Raw genomic sequence first — 17759 nt, forward strand, 5'->3', positions numbered from 1 at the left:
TTAAACTTGGATTCAGGAACAAATCCTTTCGCGCATGTCGCCGTCGACAGGCGCGCCTCCATCCCGTGGCGATGCGGAACCGGGGTCCCTCCACCACCGGCGCCCGCCGATTTCGCCTGACCGGATGACGAGATGAACCTGATCAAGCGACGCAGCAGCGGTTGCTGCCCGATTCGAAAGAGGACTCCGCCGTGCTCCTGGACCTGACGCCGTTGCCCGCCTTCCTGCTGGCGAGCGCGGTCGTGATCATCACACCGGGAGTGGACGTCTTCCTGCTGCTGCGCACCTCGCTCAACTACGGCCGCAAGGCCGGGCTGCTGGCGCTCGCCGGCATCCACAGCGCCAGCGCGCTGCAGGTCGCGCTGGTCATCTCCGGACTGGGCGCGCTGATCACCAGCGCCCCCGGCGTCATGGTGGCGCTGAAGTGGGTCGGCGCGGCCTACCTGCTCTACCTGGCGGCGACGATCGTCCGCGGCTACTGGCTGACCCGCCGCGAGACCGGTTCGCTGGACGTGCCGCCGCCGGAGGAGGCCAACCCCTACCTGCGCGGACTGCTCAGCAACCTCACCAACCCGAAGATGCTGCTGTTCAGCCTCGCCTTCCTGCCGCAGTTCGTCGGCGACTCCACGCGACCGGCGCTGCAGCTGGTCGTGCTGGGCGCGGTGTTCCTGGTGCTGGCCGCGATCTGGGAAGTCTCGATCGTGCTCTCGGCCGCCGGGATCGCCGACCGGCTAAAGAACCCCCGAGTCTCGAAGTCGCTGGACGCGCTGAGCGCGACGGCCTTCGTCACCATCTCGATCGGCCTCGTCGCGAGCTGACAGCAGCGTCAGCAGCGCGAGCCCGGCCAGCACCAGCAGCACGACCGGCACCGGGACCACCCCCGACAGCAGGCTGACCGCGAACGGGGTGCAGAAGCCCAGGTAGGCCAGCACCCACATGATCGCGGTCAGCCCGGCCAGCTCGGCGGGCCCCGCGATCCGGCCGACCAAGGTCAGGCAGTAGGTGGACACGAAGCCGTAGCCGGTGCCCAGCGTCAGCGAAGCCAGCAGCCCGAGCCACGGCTGCGCCTGCCACGCCGCGACCGCCGCCAGCACCAGCCCGCCGGCGATCGCCGGGAGCCCGACCACGGCCGTGGCCCGCACCCCGTTCCGGGCGATCCGGCGCGCCCACGGCTGCACGACCGCCCCGAAACCCGGCGCGCACAGCGTCGACAGGCCCGCGAAGAGCACTTCGAAGCCGGGCGCGTGGACGGTGACCTGCGCCGGAAGAACCGCGAAACCGATCGTGGGGCACAAGAAGATCCACGGCGCCACCGGCGCCACCCGCCGCAGGAAGCGCGGGTCGCGCGCACCCCGCCCGCGCGGCACCCCGGACTCCGGCTCGACGCGGGTCTCCGGGCAGCGCCACGCCAGCGGCAACGTCACCGCGCACAGCAGCAGGTGCGGGACGTAGGCGCTGACCAGCGGGACCGGACCCCAGGTCGCGACCAGCGCAGAGGCGATGCCGCTCAGGCTGAAGCCGACGGCCAGCAGCACCCCGGCCCGCCGCGCTCCGGCCCCGTCCTCGGTGGCGGTCCCGAACGGCGGGTGCGACAGGTCCCGCACCCACGCGCTCCCGGCGGCCAGCACGGCCCCGGTGCTCACCCCGACCAGCAACCGGCCGACGACCAGCCACGGCACGAGGTGCGCCCCCAGCATCAGCGCGACGGTGGCCGCGGCGTTGAGCACGATCGCCCAGAGCACCACCGGCCTGCGCCCCCGCCGATCCGCCAGCGGCCCCCCGAGCAGCAACCCGGGCACGAGCCCCACGACGTACAACGCCAGCAACCCGGTCGCCGCCGACGGGCTCAACCCCAGCTCACCCCGGTAGGCCCCCAACAGCGGGGAGAACTGGTTCGCACCCCACCCGGCCGCCATCAACAACAGACCAGCAGGCACCCACACGCTTCGCATACGCAGGTTTCTACGTCCCCGAACCACCCCCGAACCCCCACCGTTCACTTTTCCCGAACGACCACACCTCCCCAAGACGCTCCCAGGCCCGCGCGAATCGACCGAGCCCCTCGTCGAGAGCGGAATCGATCCGTCTCATCACGTCGTCCCGTTGGGAACCGTCGGTTCGCGGGTACTCCACGATCGGCTCAGATTCGAAGCCGCTGAGCTTCTCGCCATCCTCCAAACTCACTGATCGTCCACTCCTCCGTCTTGCGCTGTCGCCGAAACGGGTAGCTGACCAGCGCGGTTCTACGCTCCCCACGTGATCACCCCATCACCCGGCGGCCTCGAGGCCTTCGCCGACGAATCGTTCCGCGAAGCCGAATTCGGCGGTTTCTACGTCTTGGCCGCAGCCGTCTTCGAACCCGGCGCCGAAGACGCCGCCCGCGACGCCATGCACGTCCTGCAAGGGAAACGCGCTCCGCTGAAGCTGCACTGGAACGAGATGAACCAACAGCTGCGGCACAACGCCGTCAAAACCATCGCTGATCTCGACGGCATCTACGTCGTGGCCGTGGGCTCGCCGGTCCCGGCACGACGCCAAGAACGTGCGCGGGCCGCGTGCCTGGTCCGACTCACTCTTGAACTCCACGGCCTGGGAGTAACCGAGCTGCACGTGGAATCGCGGACTCCCGAGCTGGATCAGCGCGATGTCAACACCGTCCGCGGCGCCCGATTCTGCTTACCGAGCGGCTCGATGTTCCGCATCGACCACATTCCGGGAAAGCGAGAAGCGCTGTTGTGGGCCGCCGACATCGCCGCCGGAGCTGTTCGCGCCCAGCACGAGGGACGTGCCGATTATCAGCCGCTGCTGGGAGAAAGCCTTCACGAAATCGCCGTCACGACCGACTGCTGACCTGGTCCTGACATGCGTAGAGGCAGGGTCCCGGTCTACCCCGGGTGCACCTGCCCCTGCGACTCGCCCGACACCCACGATGCCGGACTCCTGCGGCGAGCTTATCGCACTGGCCCAAGCCTTTTCCATGACACGATCGACTTACTCCGCGGAGGCGTTGGTTCGTCGTTAGTCGCGCCTCTTTCGCTGGTTTTGGGGTATCGGCGGTCGTAGCTTGCGCGTATGGAGTTTCGGCGGTTGGAGACTTTGCTCGTGGTGGCCGAGGAGGGGCACTTCGGGCGGGCCGCTGAGCGGTTGTTCCTGGCGAAGGCGACCGTGACCGAGCACGTCAAGCAGCTGGAGCAGGACTTCGGGGTGCCGCTGCTGGAGCGCGGTCCGGTGCGGTTGACGCCCGCCGGGCACCGGCTCGCGCGGCACGCGCGGGCGCTGCTGGCCGCCGCCGAACTGGCCCGCGAGGACGTCGCCGAGGCCGCGACGGCGCGGCCGGGCGTGCTGCGGGTCGGGGTGATGGGGCACGGCTCGGCCGAGCTGACCCCGGCGACGGTGCGGGCGTTCCGGACCGCCCACCCCGAGATCGACCTGCGACTGGTGCCGCTGGACTTCACCGAGCACGTGTCGGCGCTGCTGGAGCACCGGGTGGACGTGGCCTTCGTGCGCCCGGCGCCGGAGGACGAGCGCGTCGAGATCGACGTGCTCACCACCGAGCGGCGGATCGTGGTGGTCCCGGCCCGCTGGGAGCTGGCCGACGCGCCCGAGGTGCGCCTGGCCGACGTGCTCGACCTGCCGTTCATCCGGCTTCCCGAGCGCACGCCGCGGCCGTTCGCCGACTACCTGTACTTCACCGCGGCGCGGGGCGGTGAGGCCCCGCGCCGCGGTCGGGACGACGCCGTCACCCCGCACGAGGTGCTGGCCGCGGCGGCCGCCGGGCGCGGGGCGGGTTCGGCTCTGGAGTCCTTCGAGCGCTTCTACCGGTGGCCCGGCACCCGGTGCGTCCCGGTGGCCGACGCGGCGTGGGAGCACAGCGTGCTGGTCAGCCGCGCCGGCGACGCGGACCCGGGGGTCCGGGCCTTCCGGACGCTGGCCGCCGGCCTCGCCCGGGACCTCGGCCCCGGGCTGCGGCTGACACCGGCCTGATCACCGCTGGGCGGTGAGCTGGGCCTGGATGTCCGGCTGGTAGGTGGCGGTGCGGGTGTAGATGCCCGGGTTGCCCGGCCGGGCGCAGCCGTTGCCGGTGGAGACGATGCCGACGAGCTTGCCGTCGACCACCAGCGGGCCGCCGGAGTCGCCCTGGCAGCTGTCCACGCCGCCCTCGGGGAACCCGGCGCAGACCATCGCCTTCGGGTCGTACTGCTCGTAGGCCTTCTTGCAGTCGGCGTCCGAGGTGAGCGGCACCTGGGCCTTCTGCAGGGTCTCCGAGGCCTCGCCGCCCTCGGAGGTGTTGCCCCAGCCGAGAACGCTGGCCATCGTGCCGGGCTCGTAGGCGGCGGTGTCCTCCGGCATCGCGACCGGCAGCGGGGTCTGCGTCAGCCGCTTGTCGAGGGTCAGCACCGCGACGTCGGAGCCGGTGTTGGCGTCCTGGTAGCCGGGGTGCACCCAGATGTCGGTGACCGAGGACTCGACGCCCTCGGTGGAGGACTTGTCCTCCCGGCCGGCGACGACCTTCACCGACGCGGGCCGCTCGCCGTCGACGCAGTGCGCGGCGGTGATGACCTTGTCGGCCGCGCCGAGGGTGCCGCCGCAGAACTGGTTGCCCTGGTCGTCGGTCAGGAACACCACCCACGAGTGGTCGGCGATCGGCGCCTGCTGTCCCCCGACGATCGGTGGCGCCGCCGCGCCCTGCTCGGAGGCGTGGGCCGCGGTCGTCAGCAGGCCGCCGAGCAGGCCCATCGCCGCGAGCGTCCCGGCCGCCGCCCGGACCTTCGCGCCCGTCCTGGGTTTCGTGTCCGACATGGTTCGTCTCCTCCCCCGGAGCCTCCGGGCGGCCGTCCGACCGCCGCTCCGGCTCGTCAAAAGTGTCCACGAGTAAGAGGAACCGAACCCCCTGTCAGATACACCTCGACCGGGAGCACAACACGAACGAGTGGAATTCCACGGGGTTCTCCACTCGAACGGCCGACCACTGGGGTCCACTGTGGAGAGACGGGAGAAGGTGCGTTCCGCCCGGAACCGGCACGCCGGCCCCGGGCGGGCGATCAGTCCTCCAGCTGGCCTTCCAGCTCCAGGTACACCGACCGCAGGTCGTCGAGGACCTGCTCGTCCGGCTCGGCCCACAGGCCGCGGTCGGCGGCCTCCAGCAGCCGCTCGGTCATCCCGCGCAGCGCCCACGGGTTGGAGTTGCGCAGGAACTGCTGCACCTGCTCGTCGAAGACGTAGGACTCGGCCAGCTTGGTGTACATCCAGTCGTCGACGACCCCGGCGGTGGCGTCGAAGCCGAACAGGTAGTCCACGGTCGCGGCGAGCTCGAACGCCCCCTTGTAGCCGTGCCGCTGCATCGCCGAGATCCACTTCGGGTTGACCACCCGGGCGCGGAAGACCCGCTTGGTCTCCTCGCCCAGCGTGCGCGTCTTGACCGCGTGCGGCACCGCCGAATCACCCACGTAGGCGGCCGGGTTCTGCCCGGACAGCGAGCGCACCATCGCGACCATGCCGCCGTGGTACTGGAAGTAGTCGTCGGAGTCGGCGATGTCGTGCTCGCGGGTGTCGACGTTCTTGGCCGCGACCTGGATGCGCTTGAACGCCGTCTCCATGTCGCCGCGCGCCTCGCGCCCGTCCAGGCCCCGCCCGTAGGCGTAGCCGCCCCAGGTCGCGTAGACCTCGGCGAGGTCGGCGTCGCTGCGCCAGTTGCGGGCGTCGATCAGCGGCAACAGCCCGGCCCCGTAGGCGCCCGGCTTGGAACCGAAGATGCGGGTCGAGGCCCGGCGGTCGTCGCCGTGCCCGGCCTTGTCGGCGCGGTAGTGGGCGGCGACGTAGTTGTCCTCGTCGGACTCGTCGAGCACGGCCACGGTCCGCACCGCGTCGTCGATCAGCGACACCACGTGCGGGAACGCGTCCCGGAAGAAGCCGGAGATGCGCACCACCACGTCGATGCGCGGCCGTCCCAGCTCGGAGACCGGGACGACGTCGAAGCCGGTGACCCGCCGGGACGCGTCGTCCCACTTCGGGCGGCAGCCCAGCAGCCAGAGGATCTCGGCGATGTCGTCGCCCTGGGTCCGCATCGCCGAGGTGCCCCACACGGTCAGGCCGACCGAGCGCGGGTTCTCGCCGGTGTCGGCGACGTGCCGGGCGATCAGCGACTCGGCGAGCGCGGAGCCGACGTCGAAGGCGTTGCGGGACGGGATGGCCTTGGGGTCCACCGAGTAGAAGTTGCGGCCGGTCGGCAGCACCGAGATCAGCCCGCGGGTCGGCGACCCGGACGGCCCGGCGGGCACGAAACCGCCGTCCAGCGCGTGCAGCACGTTGTCGACCTCGTCGGTGGTGCGCGCCAGCCGCGGCACCAGCTCGACGCAGGCGAACCGCAGGATGCGGGCGACGTCGGCGACCTCGGCGCCGATCACGTCGGCGGCGACCCGCTCGGCCCGGTCGGCGTCCCAGCCGGTGTCGGCGAGCGCCTCGACGAGCTTGCGCGCCAACGACTCCAGCAGGTCCACCGCGTCCGACGCCGAGGCCGACGGGCCCTCGACGAGCTTGGTCAGCTCGGCCGGGACGTCCGCGCGCGCACCGGGTTCGGCCAGCAGCGCCTGCTCGTCGAGTCCGAAGTGGACCGACAGCGCGGAGCGCAGGCCGGGCAGCGCGCCGACCGTGCCGCCGAAGACCTGCTTGGCGCGCAGGATCGCCAGCACGTCGTTGACCAGCTCCTCGTCGCGCGGCGCGCGGCCGAGGATGTGCAGGCCGTCGCGGATCTGCACGTCCTTGATCTCGCACAGGTAGCCGTCGACGTGCATCACGAAGTCGTCGAAGGACTCCTCGTCCGGCTGGCCCTCCTGGTGCAGGTCGTGGTGCAGCTCGGCGTGGGTGATCAGCTCCCAGATCTGGTTGCGCAGCGCCGGCTTCTTCTCCGGGTCCAGGTCGGTGACCAGGGCGTACTCGTCGAGCAGCTGCTCCAGCTTGGCGATGTCGCCGTAGGCGTCGGCGCGCGCCATCGGCGGGATCATGTGGTCGACCACGGTCGCGTGGCCGCGCCGCTTGGCCTGCGTGCCCTCGCCCGGGTCGTTGACGATGAACGGGTAGACCAGCGGCAGGTCGCCCAGCACCGCGTCCGGGGCGCAGTCCGCCGCCAGGCCCAGGCCCTTGCCGGGCAGCCACTCCAGGGTGCCGTGCTTGCCCAGGTGGATCACCGCGTGCGCGCCGAACTCCTCGTCCAGCCAGCGGTAGGCCGCCAGGTACTGGTGCGACGGCGGCAGGTCCGGGTCGTGGTAGATCGCGATCGGGTTCTCGCCGAACCCGCGCGGCGGCTGGATCAGGATCACCACGTTGCCGAAGCGCAGCGCCGCGACGTAGAGGTAGCCCTCGTCGTCGACGTAGAGGCTGCCGGGCGGGGCGCCCCAGTGCTCGGTCATCGACGCGCGCAGCTCCTCGGGCAGCGCGTCGAACCACTCGCGGTAGCGCGGGGCCGGGACGCGGATCGCGGCGTCGGCCATCTGCTCCTCGGTCAGCCACTCCACGTCGTGCCCACCGGCGGAGATGAGCCGGTGGATGAGGGTGTCGCCGTCGAGACCGGCCACGTCCAGCCCGCCGAGGTCGTAGCCCGCGGCTTCCAGCGCGCGCAGCAGCACCACCGCCGAGGCCGGGGTGTCCAGGCCGACGGCGTTGCCGACGCGGGAGTGCTTGGTCGGGTACGACGACAGGACCACGCCGAGGCGCTTGGCGGAGTTGTCGACGTGCCGCAGCCGCGCCAGCGACGTCGCGGTGGCGGCGACCCGCGCGGCGCGCTCGGGGTCGGCGACGTAGACCGGGATGCCGTCGGGGCCCTCCTCCTTGAAGGAGAACGGGACGCTGATCAGGCGGCCGTCGAACTCGGGCACGGCGACCTGCATCGCGGCGTCCATCGGCGACAGCGCGGCGTCGCTCTCCGCCCACACGGCGCGGCTGGTGGTCAGGCACAGGCCCTGCAGCACCGGGATGTCGAGCTCGGCGAGCGCGCCCGCGTCCCAGGAGTCCTCGTCGCCGCCCGCGCTGGCGTCGGCGGCCACGGCACCGCCCGCGGCCAGCACCGTGGCGATCAGCGCGTCGCAGCCGGCCAGCAGCTCGCGCAGACCGGCGGCGTCGGACAGGCCGCGCAGCGACCCGCAGAACACCGGCACGACGTTGGCCCCGGCGGCTTCGACCTGGTCGGCGAGGGTGTCGACGAAGGCGGTGTTGCCGGACAGGGCGTGCGCCCGGTAGAAGACCACGCCGATCGTGGGCTTCGACGGGTCGTGCGCACGCTCGCCGTGCAGGCCGAACTCGGGCATCGACTGCGGCTCGGTGAACCCGGTGCCGGTCAGCAGCACCGTGTCGGACAGGAAGTTCGCCAGCTGCGCGAGGTTCTCCGGACCGCCTTCGACCAGGTAGGCCAGGGCCTGGGTGGACACGCCGGCGGGCACCGTGGACAGCGCCATGAGCTCGGCGTCCGGGGTGGCCTCGCCGCCCAGCGCCACGGTCGGCAGGCCCGAGGCCAGCACGGCGTCCAGGCCCTCCTCCCAGGCGCGACGGCCGCCGAGCAGGCGCACCACCACGACGTCGACGCCGTCGAGCAGCGCGGGAACGTCCTCGGCGGCCACCCGGGACGGGTTGGCGACGCGGAAGTCGGCCTCGGCGGCGCGGGCGGCCAGCAGGTCGGTGTCCGCAGTGGACAGCAGCAGGACTCGGGCGTCGCGGGCAGGCTCGCTCACGGTGATCCTCTCTCGGGGTGCGCGCCCCGGCGGGGGTCACGGCGGCAGGAGTTCCTGGCTCCCGGATCGTCGCGGGGTCCCCGCCTTCCGGCCCGTCCGGGCCGTGGCTGCCTGGGGTCCGCTCCCCGGTCACAGTGGCGCGACCGCCCCGGCCTCACACCGGGTTCCTCCACGTCACCGCCGTACTGGCGAGGCCATCCTATCGACCGCGGTTCCCCTCACCACCCGCCGAGCGATTTCGCGAGAAAGATCTCTTCTGACGAGCCCTAGTACCCCGCGGCCACGTCCACCAGGCCGAGCAGCGGCTGACCGGCCATGTGGCGGCGGACGTTCTCCTCGACGCGGCGGGCGAGGGCGGGCATCTGCAGGTGCGGCGGGTTGGCCGTGTGCGGGGAGATCAGCGCGCGCGGGTGGCCGAACAGCGAGTGGCCGTCGGGCAGCGGCTCCGGGTCGGTGACGTCCAGCGCCGCCCCGCCGATGTGGCCGGCGTCCAGGGCCTCGACCAGCGCGTCGGTGTCGACCAGGGAACCGCGGGCGATGTTGATCAGCCACGCGTCGGACTTCATGGTCTCCAGCGCGGCGGCGTCGATGAGCTTCGAGGTCGCCGAGGTCGCCGGGGCCGCGACCACCACGAAGTCCGACTGGGCGAGCAGCTCGCGCATCCCGTCGGCGTCGTCGGCGGGCCAGGTCCGCTCGGCGCCCAGCACCGGCTTGCCGGAGCGGTTCACCGCCAGCACCCGCACCTGGAAGGGGCGCAGCATCTCGATCAGCGCCTTGCCGATGCCGCCCGCGCCGATGATGCCGACGGTGGAGCCGGTGAGGCTGCGCATCCCCTCGGGGCGCTGCCAGGTCGTGGCCCGCGCCATCGCGGGGAGCTGCCGCGCGCCGGACAGCACCAGGCCGAGGGTGTGCTCGGCGACGGTCTGGGCGAAGGTGCCGGCGGCGGAGGTGAAGGTCAGGTCCTCGCGCAGGACTCCGGCGGCGACCCAGGACTCGATGCCGGCCGAGGGCAGCTGCACCCATTCCAGGCCCGGCTTGTCGTACTCGGCGAACCGGCTCGGCTCGGCGCCGAACCACACCAGCGCGTTCGCGTCCTCGGCGGAGCTCAGCTCGGCTCCCGCCGCCACCACGGCGGCCTCCAGCTCAGGCTCCGGCACCGGACCAACGTGGACCTTCACGACTTCTCCTCCAACACGGGACGTTCCCCTCCCCCGCGACGAGTGGGGGTGGGGACAGTTTTCATGAAAACCTCCCCCACCTCGTCACCGGGAGGTTTTCATGAAAACTGTCCCCACCACTCAACGAAACCCGTCGTGAGGTGGGAAGACGTCACCCACTCCTCCCCACTCCACGTCCAACTCACCTGGGGTTGGGGGAAGTTTTCATGAAAACTGTCACGACCCACGACCGGGTCCCGGGGTGGGAGGTTTTCATGAAAACCTCCCTACCTCCGGATGAGGTCGGCGAGGGCGGGGAGTTGGGTCTCCTCCTCCAGGGCGGAGCCGACGGCGACGACGTCGGCCCCCGCGGCCAGGAATTCGGGAGCGTTGCGGGCGTTCACACCGCCGGTGGCGACCACGCGCAGCGCGGGGAACGGACCCTTCATCGCCCGGAACCAGCCGCTGCCCAGTTCGGCGGCGGGGAACGCCTTGACCCAGCTCAAGCCGAGCCGCAGCGCCTGCTGGATCTCGCTGGGGGTGGCCACACCGGGCACGTGCGGCAGGTCGAGCTCGGCGCTGAGCCGCACGATCTCGGCGTCGAGCCCGGGAGCGATGGTGAAGGCCGCGCCCAGGTCGCGGGCGGTGCGCAGCTGCTCGGGGGTGACGATGGTGCCCGCGCCGACCGGGCGTCCGCGCTCGGCCCCGGCGCGCACGGCCGCGGCCAGCGACGGTTCGGCCCGCGGCGTCTCGATCGGCACCTCGACGGCGTCGATGCCGAGGTCCCAGGCGCGTTCGGCGAGCTCGACGGTCCGCTGCGGGTCCATGCCGCGCAGGATCGCCATCACCGGCCGGGCGAAGAGGTCTTCCAGGAAGGGCACTTCTCACTCGCTCCCGTCGAATCGCAGTGCGCCCCAGCGCTGTTCGTCGAGACCGAGCCAGCGCTCCAGGGACTCGGCGTCGGGTGCCTCGGCGTGGTCCTCGGTGCTGCGCAGGCTGTGCGCGGCGAGCAGGTGGCCGCGGCGCAGGCAGCGCCGGTCGTCCTCGCCGCGCAGCACGCCGGAGAGGAACCCGGCGGCGAAGGCGTCCCCGGCGCCGACGGGTTCGACGACGTCGACGGTCGGCGCGGGCACGACGGTGGTGCGCTCGCCGAGGGCATGCGCGGCCTCGGCGCCGTCCTTGACCACGACGGTGACCGGCCCGTCGAGCAGTTTTCGCACGTCCTCGGCGGTCTTCACGCCCCACAGCGCGGCGGCCTCGTCGAGGCCGACGAAGACCACGTCGGCGAGCTGGGCGAGCTCGGCGAGCACCGGGGCGGCCCGGCGGGCCGGCCACAGCGCGGGCCGGTGGTTGACGTCGAAGGAGATCGGGGCGCGGCGCGGCCGGGTCAGCAGGCGGCGGATCAGCCGGTCGCAGCCCTCGGACAGGGCCGGGGTGATGCCGCTGATGTGCAGGACGCGGGCGGCGTCGATGACCTCGTCGGCGAGGAAGTCCTCATCCATCGTCGAGGCGGCCGAGCCCGCGCGGTAGTAGTGCACGCGGGTGCCGTCGGGTCCGGGGTCCTTGAAGTAGACGCCGGTGGGCGCGTCGGAGCGCACCTCGACCAGGCCGGTGTCGACTCCGGCGGCGGCGATCGAGGCGACCAGGCGGCGTCCGAGCGGGTCGTCGCCGACGCGACCGGCCCACGACGCCCGGTGCCCGAGGGAGGCGAGGTGCACGGCCACGTTGGACTCGGCTCCCCCGGCGGAGAGCGTGAACGAGGGTGCTTCCTCGAGGGGTACCGGGGCGGCCGGTGCGACCAGCGACATCGTCTCGCCCAGGCACAACACCTCGGGCTCGTTGCCCGGCTGCGCCACGTTTCCTCCCGTTGCTCACTGGGTCGGGCGACAGCTTAGCCACACGGCGCTGCAAAATGCACACTCCTCATTGCACAGAGCGCAACGAGGCCGCTAGATCCGGCGCGACCGGTCCGAGTGAGGTCTCCTAGGCTGGGCCCGGTGATCGCCGACGATCACCCCCGAGCCACAGGAAAAGGAGGATGCTCGCATGAGTCTGGAGCGCCCGATCGATCCTGATCCGTACTCGTTCCTGCCAGCGGTCCCCGAGTTCACCGTCACCTCCACCGACGTGGCCGACGGCCGGGCGATGTCGAAGGCCCAGGCCTTCGACGGCATGGGAGCGGACGGTCAGAACCTCTCGCCGCAGCTGAGCTGGTCGGGTTTCCCGGAGACGGCGAAGAGCTTCGTGGTGACCTGCTTCGACCCGGACGCCCCGATCCCGGGCGGTTTCTGGCACTGGATCCTGGTCGACGTGCCCGCCGACGTCACCGAGCTGGCCACCGACGCGGGCAACCGCAGCGGCCAGAACATCCCGGCCGGTTCGTTCCACATCTCCAACGACATGGGCGAGCGGGCCTTCGGCGGTGCCGCGCCGCCGCCCGGCGACCGGCCGCACCGCTACTACTTCGTGGTGCACGCGGTGGACACCGAGAAGCTGGGCGTGGACGAGAGCGCCTCGGCCGCGGTGGTCAGCTTCAACCTGGCCTTCCACACCGTCGGCCGCGCCGTCATCACCCCCACCTACCAGCACTGACAGCGCCGCTCGTCGAGCCCGCCCGGACCTTCCGGGCGGGCTCGACGTCGTTTTCACCCGTTCGAGATGTATTTCCGGAGGGGGTTCGCGCCTCTATACGGGTGAGGGGAGGTGCGAGAGATGAGTCTGCTGCCGGGGTCCGCCGCCGTCGTGATCGCGACCGGGGTCGCCGCGCTGCTGTTCCCGTCGTTCGTCGCCGGTCAGCACCGGCGGCACGGGGAGCTGCGCGCGGGCGGGGCCGTGCTGCGCTTCGCGGCGCTGCTCTACGGGATCGCGCTGGCCTGCTACGTGCTGCCGCCCGCCGGGACGTCCTGCTTCGCCGCGCAGCTGCGGCCGCTGGCGGGCCTGTCCAGCGCGATCGGGATCGGTCAGTTCGCCTGCAACGTCGCGCTGTTCGTCCCGCTGGGAGCGCTGCTGCGCCGGGCACCACCGGTCGCGGCGCTGGCCGGTGCGGGCCTGTCGGTGTTCATCGAGGTCACGCAGCTGACCGGGTGGTGGTTCCACTTCCCGTGCCCGGTGCGGGTGTTCGACGTCGACGACGTCCTCGCCAACACCCTCGGCGCGACGCTCGGCGGACTGCTGGCCCCGCTGCTGCCGCGACCTTCCCCCGGTTCCGGACCGGCGGGCGAGCCGCGTCCTGTGACGGGCGGGCGGCGACTGCTGGGGATGTGCTGCGACGGCCTGCTGCTGTGGTGGCTGGGCGCGGTCTGCGCGTCCGCGACCGGCGTCGTGCTGCGCTGGGCGGGCGTCGCGGCCACGCCGCTGCTGCAGGTGAGCGCGACCTGGCTGGTGCCAGCGCTGATCCTGCTGGCGGCGAGCCCGCCCGGGACCGGCTCGCCGGGTCAGCGGCTGGTGCTGCTGCGGGCCCGCGCGCCGAACCGGCGGTCCGCGGTGCTGCGCTGGGCGCTGGGCACCGGTGGTCTCGCGCTGCTGGAGGCGGGCTGCGAGCTGGTGCGCGGGGCGCCGGGCGCCGCGCTCGGCGTGCTGTGGTGCGCCGCGCACGCTCTCGGAGCGTTCCGGGATACGCGCGGAATCACAGGTCACCGCGGAATCACCGGGCGCCTGGCCGGGTTGGAACTGACCGACGTCCGCGGACCGGCGACGGCCCGCACCCCGTGAGGCAGGATGGAACCGTGCGGCACTTCGACCTAGTCATCATCGGCTCCGGCTCGGGCAACTCGATCCTCGACGACCGGTTCGCCGACTGGAACGTGGCCATCGTCGAGAAGGGCATCGGCCCGAACGACGCCTACGGCGGCACCTGCCTCAACGTCGGCTGCATCCCGACGAAGATGTTCGTGCACACCGCCGACATCGCCGGCGCCCCCGACGCGGGTGCCGGGCTGGGAGTCGACCTGGAGCGGCGGGGAGTGCGCTGGCCGGAGATCCGGGACCGGATCTTCGGGCGCATCGACCCGATCTCCGAGGGCGGTCGCCGGTACCGCGCCGAGGGCTCGCCCAACGTCACGCTGCTGACCGGCAACGCCCGGTTCACCGACGTCAAGCAGCTCACGGTGCAGACCGCCGACGGCGCGGAGACGATCACCGCCGACCGGTTCGTGGTCGCCGCGGGCGGCCGCCCGGTCATCCCCGACGTCCCCGGCCTGGACCAGGTCGAGGTGCACACCAGCGACACGGTGATGCGCCTGGACGAGCTGCCCAGCAGCATGATCATCATGGGCACCGGGTTCATCGGCGCCGAGTTCGCGCACGTCTTCAGCTCGCTCGGCGTGCACGTCACCATGATCGGCCGGTCCGGCAAGGTCCTGCGCGCGGAGGACGCCGACGTCTCGGCCCGGTTCACCGAGATCGCCGACCGGCGCTGGGACCTGCGGCTCAACCGCAAGGTCGTGGCCGCCGAGAAGACCGGCGAGCAGGTCCGGCTGAAGCTGGAGGGCCCCGACGGCGAGGAGACGGTCGAGGCCGACGAGCTGCTGGTCGCGGTCGGCCGCACCCCCAACGCGGACCTGATCGACGCGGCCGCGGGCGGGCTGGAGCTCACCGACGAGGGCAAGATCGCCGTCGACGACACCCAGCGCACCTCGGTGGAGGGCGTGTGGGCCCTCGGCGACATCAGCTCCGACTACGAGCTCAAGCACGTCGCCAACCACGAGACCCGCGTGGTGCAGCACAACCTGCTGCACCCGGACGCGCCGATCTCCTCCGACCACCGCTTCGTGCCGCACGCGGTGTTCTCCGGCCCGCAGATCGCCTCGGTCGGGCTCACCGAGCAGGAGGCCCGCGCGCGGGGCATCGACCACGTCATCTCCACCCAGGACTACGCGGGCATCGCCTACGGCTGGGCGATGGAGGACACCACCGGTTTCGCCAAGCTGCTGGCCGACCCGAGCAGCGGGCTGCTGATCGGCGCGCACATCATCGGCCCGCAGGCGCCGACGCTGCTGCAGCCGATCATCCAGGCGATGCACTTCGGCCTGGACGCGCGCAGCATGGCGCGCGGCCAGTACTGGATCCACCCGGCGATGCCGGAACTGCTGGAGAACGCCCTGCTGAACCTGCCGCTCAGCTGAGTCGTCGCACGTCCAGCGGGGTTTCGACCGCGGTCCCGTCGGGTCCGCGGTCGACCCGGTAGGCACCCGCTCGATCCCGTTCGGCGAGGGCTTCGACGAGCTCGGTGCCCCGGTAGAGCAGCCCGGCCCCGTCGTCGGTGGCGTAGCCGGGCGGCAGCGAACCGTCGGCGATGAGCCGCTGGAACAGCGGACGCCGCTGCGGCTCGCTGTCGTAGTGCACGCCGTTGGAGTGCGGCAGCAGACCGAGCCCGTCGGTGATCGGCCGCAGGTCCGGGCCGAAGGAGTCGGTGGTGCCGCCGATGTGCCAGCAGATCGATCCCGCCGACACCCCGGTGAGCACCACACCCGCCCGCCACGCCTCGCGGAAGATCTCGTCGAGCCCGTGCAGCCGCCACATCGCCAGCAGACCGGCGACGCTGCCGCCCCACACCCACACCACGTCGGCGCTCAGCAGGTGGTCGCGCACCTCGGCGAGGTTCGGCATCGGGAACAGCGCGAGGTGGGAGGCCTGCCAGCCCTCGGCGGCGGCGTTGGCGTAGAAGGTGCCGATCGTCTTCGGATCGTCGCCGACGGCGGTGGCCAGGAAGCACACGCGCGGCGCGCGACCAGCGGTTCCGGCCAGGTCGACGGCGTGCCGGGTGAGCGGGCCGACCTCCCACGGCAGGCGCCGGGCCGCGCGCAGACCACCGCTGGTGGCCAGGATCGTCGGGGCGTCAGCGGGCATGGGCGGAGGCTAACCGGCCAGGCGGGTAGCTCGCCGCGGCTCGCTCACGCGGTCCCCGGATCGGACCAGTAGTCGGTTCCCACGTCGAAGGTCCCGCCGTCCTGCGGGGAGGCCCACGAGGCGGCCACGACACCGGCGGCGAAGGCGCCGCGGCGCTGGGCGGGCACGGGTGACGGTTCCAGCGACACGGCGGGCGCGCCGAAGCGCGTGATCACGATGTGCTCGCCCGCTTCGGCGCGTTCGATCAGCTCGGTCAGCCGCTCGCGGGCCTCGTCCACGGAGTACTCAACAGCCATGCCGCCAAGTTACCGGCATCACACCGATGTTGAGACCATTTCGAGTAGTGGTTTGGGCATAACTACCTAGCCGGAAGACGACGAACACGACATCTCAGGCGCTCGGGCTCAGCGAGGCACCGACCGTCGGCAGCTCCTTCGGCGGGCCGTCGTCGAGCAGCCTGCGCAGCGCGTCGGTGTCGAGGTGGTCGGCGACGAGGTCGCCGAGCAGGTCGAGCTGGGCGGTGCGGATGTCGGCGAAGACGGTGTCGGTGGCCGCCCGGAACCCGTCCCGCCCGGCGCGCAGCGCCGCCCAGGCCAGGAACTCGCGGCGGAACGCGTCGTTCTCGAACAGCCCGTGCCAGTGCGTGCCGAGCACGGCCTCGGCGATGCCGCCCTCCCCTTCGCCGTCGGCGGTGGTGACCAGCGGCGGCAGGTCACCGCGCCGGACGGCGACGCCGTGGTGGATCTCGTAGCCGGTGACGGCCTCGCCGAAGGCCTCGCCGCGCGGCGTGGCCAGGGTCTTGTCCGGCGCGAAGTCGATCTCCAGGTCGAGCAGCCCGAGCCCGTCGACGGACCCGGAACCGGACTCGACCTCGTCGTGGATGCGCCGGGTCAGCATCTGGAACCCGCCGCAGATCCCGGCCACCGGCAGCCCGGCGCGCGCGTGCTCGCGGATCGCCTCGGCCAGACCGGTCTCGCGCAGCCAGGCCAGGTCGGCCACGGTCGACTTCGAGCCGGGCAGCACCACCAGGTCCGCGTCGGACAGCCGCGACGGCTCGGTCACGAACCGCACGGCCACCCCGGGTTCGGCGGCGAGCGCCTCGACGTCGGTGGCGTTGGAGATCCGGGGCAGCCGGGGCACGGCGACCCGCAACCACTGCCCGCCGCGCGGCGGCGCAGGCCGGCCCACGACGCCGTCGGCGACGTAGGACAGCGAGTCCTCGGCATCGAGCCACAGGTCCTCGGCCCACGGCAGCACGCCGTGCACGGGCCGCCCGGTCAGCGCCCGCAACTGGTCGAGCCCGGGCCGCAGCAGCTCGGGATCACCCCGGAACTTGTTGATCACGAACCCGGCGACCAGCGCCTGGTCGGCGGCGTCGAGCAGCGACAGGGTGCCGAACAGCTGCGCGAACACGCCACCCCGGTCGATGTCGCCGACCACGACCACCGGCAGCCGCGCGGCCTGCGCGAGCCCCATGTTGGCGATGTCGCCGGCCCGCAGGTTGATCTCCGCGGGCGACCCGGCGCCCTCGCAGATCACGTGGTCGAAATCCCGCCGCAGTTCGTCCAAAGTGGACGACACGATCTCCAGCAGCTCGGCCTTGCGCTCCCGGTAGGACAGCGCGGTCACCTCACCGGCGACCCGCCCCAGCACCACGACCTGCGACCGCCGATCACTGCCGGGCTTGAGCAGCACGGGGTTGAACCGCACCGAGGGCTCGATCCCGCACGCCGCGGCCTGCACCGCCTGCGCCCGGCCGATCTCCCCGCCGTCCGGCGTGACCACGGAGTTGTTCGACATGTTCTGCGCCTTGAACGGCGCCACCCGAGCCCCGGACCGCGCCAGCCACCGGCAGATCCCGGCGGTCACCACGCTCTTCCCAGCGTCCGACGTCGTCCCAGCGACAAGCAACCCACTCACACGACGTTCCTACCCCATGCACCACCTGTGGCAACGACCACCCAAAACGTGAACACCGGACGAACAGGCTCAACTACTCTGCCGACTGACCCGACCACTCGACCGACGGAAACCC

15 protein-coding genes and 1 riboswitch are annotated in these 17759 nt (G+C 72.2%); of the genes, 6 read left to right on the forward strand and 9 right to left on the reverse strand.

The window, feature by feature from the left end; genetic code table 11:
• Window positions 1-191: 191 nt before the first annotated feature.
• A complete protein-coding gene (locus BM424_RS02245) occupies window positions 192-818 on the forward strand; it encodes a LysE family translocator (protein ID WP_093414570.1) in 627 nt (208 codons plus the stop codon).
• On the opposite strand, the gene BM424_RS02250 is transcribed toward BM424_RS02245, so the two are convergent.
• Window positions 732-1952: an MFS transporter gene (locus BM424_RS02250; RefSeq protein ID WP_175547898.1), complete on the reverse strand. Its 1221-nt coding sequence runs from the start codon at window positions 1950-1952 to the stop codon at window positions 732-734. The two genes, BM424_RS02245 and BM424_RS02250, sit on opposite strands and share 87 nt — an antisense overlap.
• 304 nt (window positions 1953-2256) lie before the next feature.
• On the opposite strand from BM424_RS02250, the gene BM424_RS02260 reads away from it, so the two are divergent.
• Window positions 2257-2850 (forward strand): hypothetical protein, encoded by a 594-nt coding sequence (locus tag BM424_RS02260; protein ID WP_093413305.1) that lies wholly within the window; start codon window positions 2257-2259, stop codon window positions 2848-2850.
• 237 nt (window positions 2851-3087) lie between these two features.
• Entirely contained in the window at window positions 3088-3984 is an 897-nt protein-coding gene (locus BM424_RS02265; RefSeq protein ID WP_245775556.1) for a LysR family transcriptional regulator, read from the forward strand.
• On the opposite strand, the gene BM424_RS02270 is transcribed toward BM424_RS02265, so the two are convergent.
• The 5 genes from BM424_RS02270 to BM424_RS02290 all read right to left on the reverse strand — a co-directional run bounded on the left by BM424_RS02270 (window position 3985) and on the right by BM424_RS02290 (window position 11733).
• Complete coding sequence (locus tag BM424_RS02270; protein ID WP_093413308.1) at window positions 3985-4800, reverse strand: S1 family peptidase; 816 nt, start codon at window positions 4798-4800, stop codon at window positions 3985-3987.
• Between the two features lie 242 nt (window positions 4801-5042).
• Window positions 5043-8720, reverse strand: coding sequence for a cobaltochelatase subunit CobN (gene cobN, locus BM424_RS02275; protein WP_093413310.1), 3678 nt, complete (start codon window positions 8718-8720; stop codon window positions 5043-5045).
• Window positions 8721-8769: 49 nt separating this feature from the next.
• A riboswitch (cobalamin riboswitch) is annotated at window positions 8770-8889 on the reverse strand.
• A 97-nt stretch (window positions 8890-8986) separates the two neighbouring features.
• On the reverse strand, window positions 8987-9898 hold the full coding sequence (locus BM424_RS02280; protein WP_093413312.1) for a D-isomer specific 2-hydroxyacid dehydrogenase family protein: 912 nt from the start codon (window positions 9896-9898) through the stop codon (window positions 8987-8989).
• A gap of 266 nt (window positions 9899-10164) precedes the next feature.
• Window positions 10165-10758 (reverse strand): bifunctional 4-hydroxy-2-oxoglutarate aldolase/2-dehydro-3-deoxy-phosphogluconate aldolase, encoded by a 594-nt coding sequence (locus BM424_RS02285; protein ID WP_245775557.1) that lies wholly within the window; start codon window positions 10756-10758, stop codon window positions 10165-10167.
• A 3-nt stretch (window positions 10759-10761) separates the two neighbouring features.
• A complete protein-coding gene (locus BM424_RS02290) occupies window positions 10762-11733 on the reverse strand; it encodes a sugar kinase (protein ID WP_093413313.1) in 972 nt (323 codons plus the stop codon).
• 190 nt (window positions 11734-11923) lie between these two features.
• Here BM424_RS02290 and BM424_RS02295 point away from each other — a divergent pair, with 190 nt between their 5' ends.
• The 3 genes from BM424_RS02295 (at window position 11924) to BM424_RS02305 (ending at window position 15000) form a co-directional block, all read left to right on the forward strand.
• Window positions 11924-12469 (forward strand): YbhB/YbcL family Raf kinase inhibitor-like protein, encoded by a 546-nt coding sequence (locus BM424_RS02295; protein ID WP_093413315.1) that lies wholly within the window; start codon window positions 11924-11926, stop codon window positions 12467-12469.
• A 120-nt stretch (window positions 12470-12589) separates the two neighbouring features.
• Entirely contained in the window at window positions 12590-13588 is a 999-nt protein-coding gene (locus BM424_RS02300) for a VanZ family protein (RefSeq protein WP_093413317.1), read from the forward strand.
• Window positions 13589-13602: 14 nt separating this feature from the next.
• Entirely contained in the window at window positions 13603-15000 is a 1398-nt protein-coding gene (locus BM424_RS02305) for a mycothione reductase (RefSeq protein WP_093413319.1), read from the forward strand.
• Here BM424_RS02305 and BM424_RS02310 read toward each other — a convergent pair.
• The 3 genes from BM424_RS02310 to BM424_RS02320 form a co-directional block, all read right to left on the reverse strand.
• Entirely contained in the window at window positions 14993-15724 is a 732-nt protein-coding gene (locus BM424_RS02310; RefSeq protein ID WP_093413320.1) for a Type 1 glutamine amidotransferase-like domain-containing protein, read from the reverse strand. The two genes, BM424_RS02305 and BM424_RS02310, sit on opposite strands and share 8 nt — an antisense overlap.
• A gap of 44 nt (window positions 15725-15768) precedes the next feature.
• The gene (locus BM424_RS02315; protein ID WP_093413322.1) at window positions 15769-16020 is read right to left on the reverse strand and encodes a type II toxin-antitoxin system Phd/YefM family antitoxin; all 252 of its coding nucleotides are present in this window, start codon (window positions 16018-16020) and stop codon (window positions 15769-15771) included.
• A gap of 94 nt (window positions 16021-16114) precedes the next feature.
• The gene (locus BM424_RS02320; protein WP_093413324.1) at window positions 16115-17644 is read right to left on the reverse strand and encodes a cobyric acid synthase; all 1530 of its coding nucleotides are present in this window, start codon (window positions 17642-17644) and stop codon (window positions 16115-16117) included.
• Window positions 17645-17759: the final 115 nt, after the last annotated feature.

The organism is Saccharopolyspora flava (assembly GCF_900116135.1).
Classification (GTDB): Bacteria; Actinomycetota; Actinomycetes; order Mycobacteriales; family Pseudonocardiaceae; genus Saccharopolyspora; species Saccharopolyspora flava.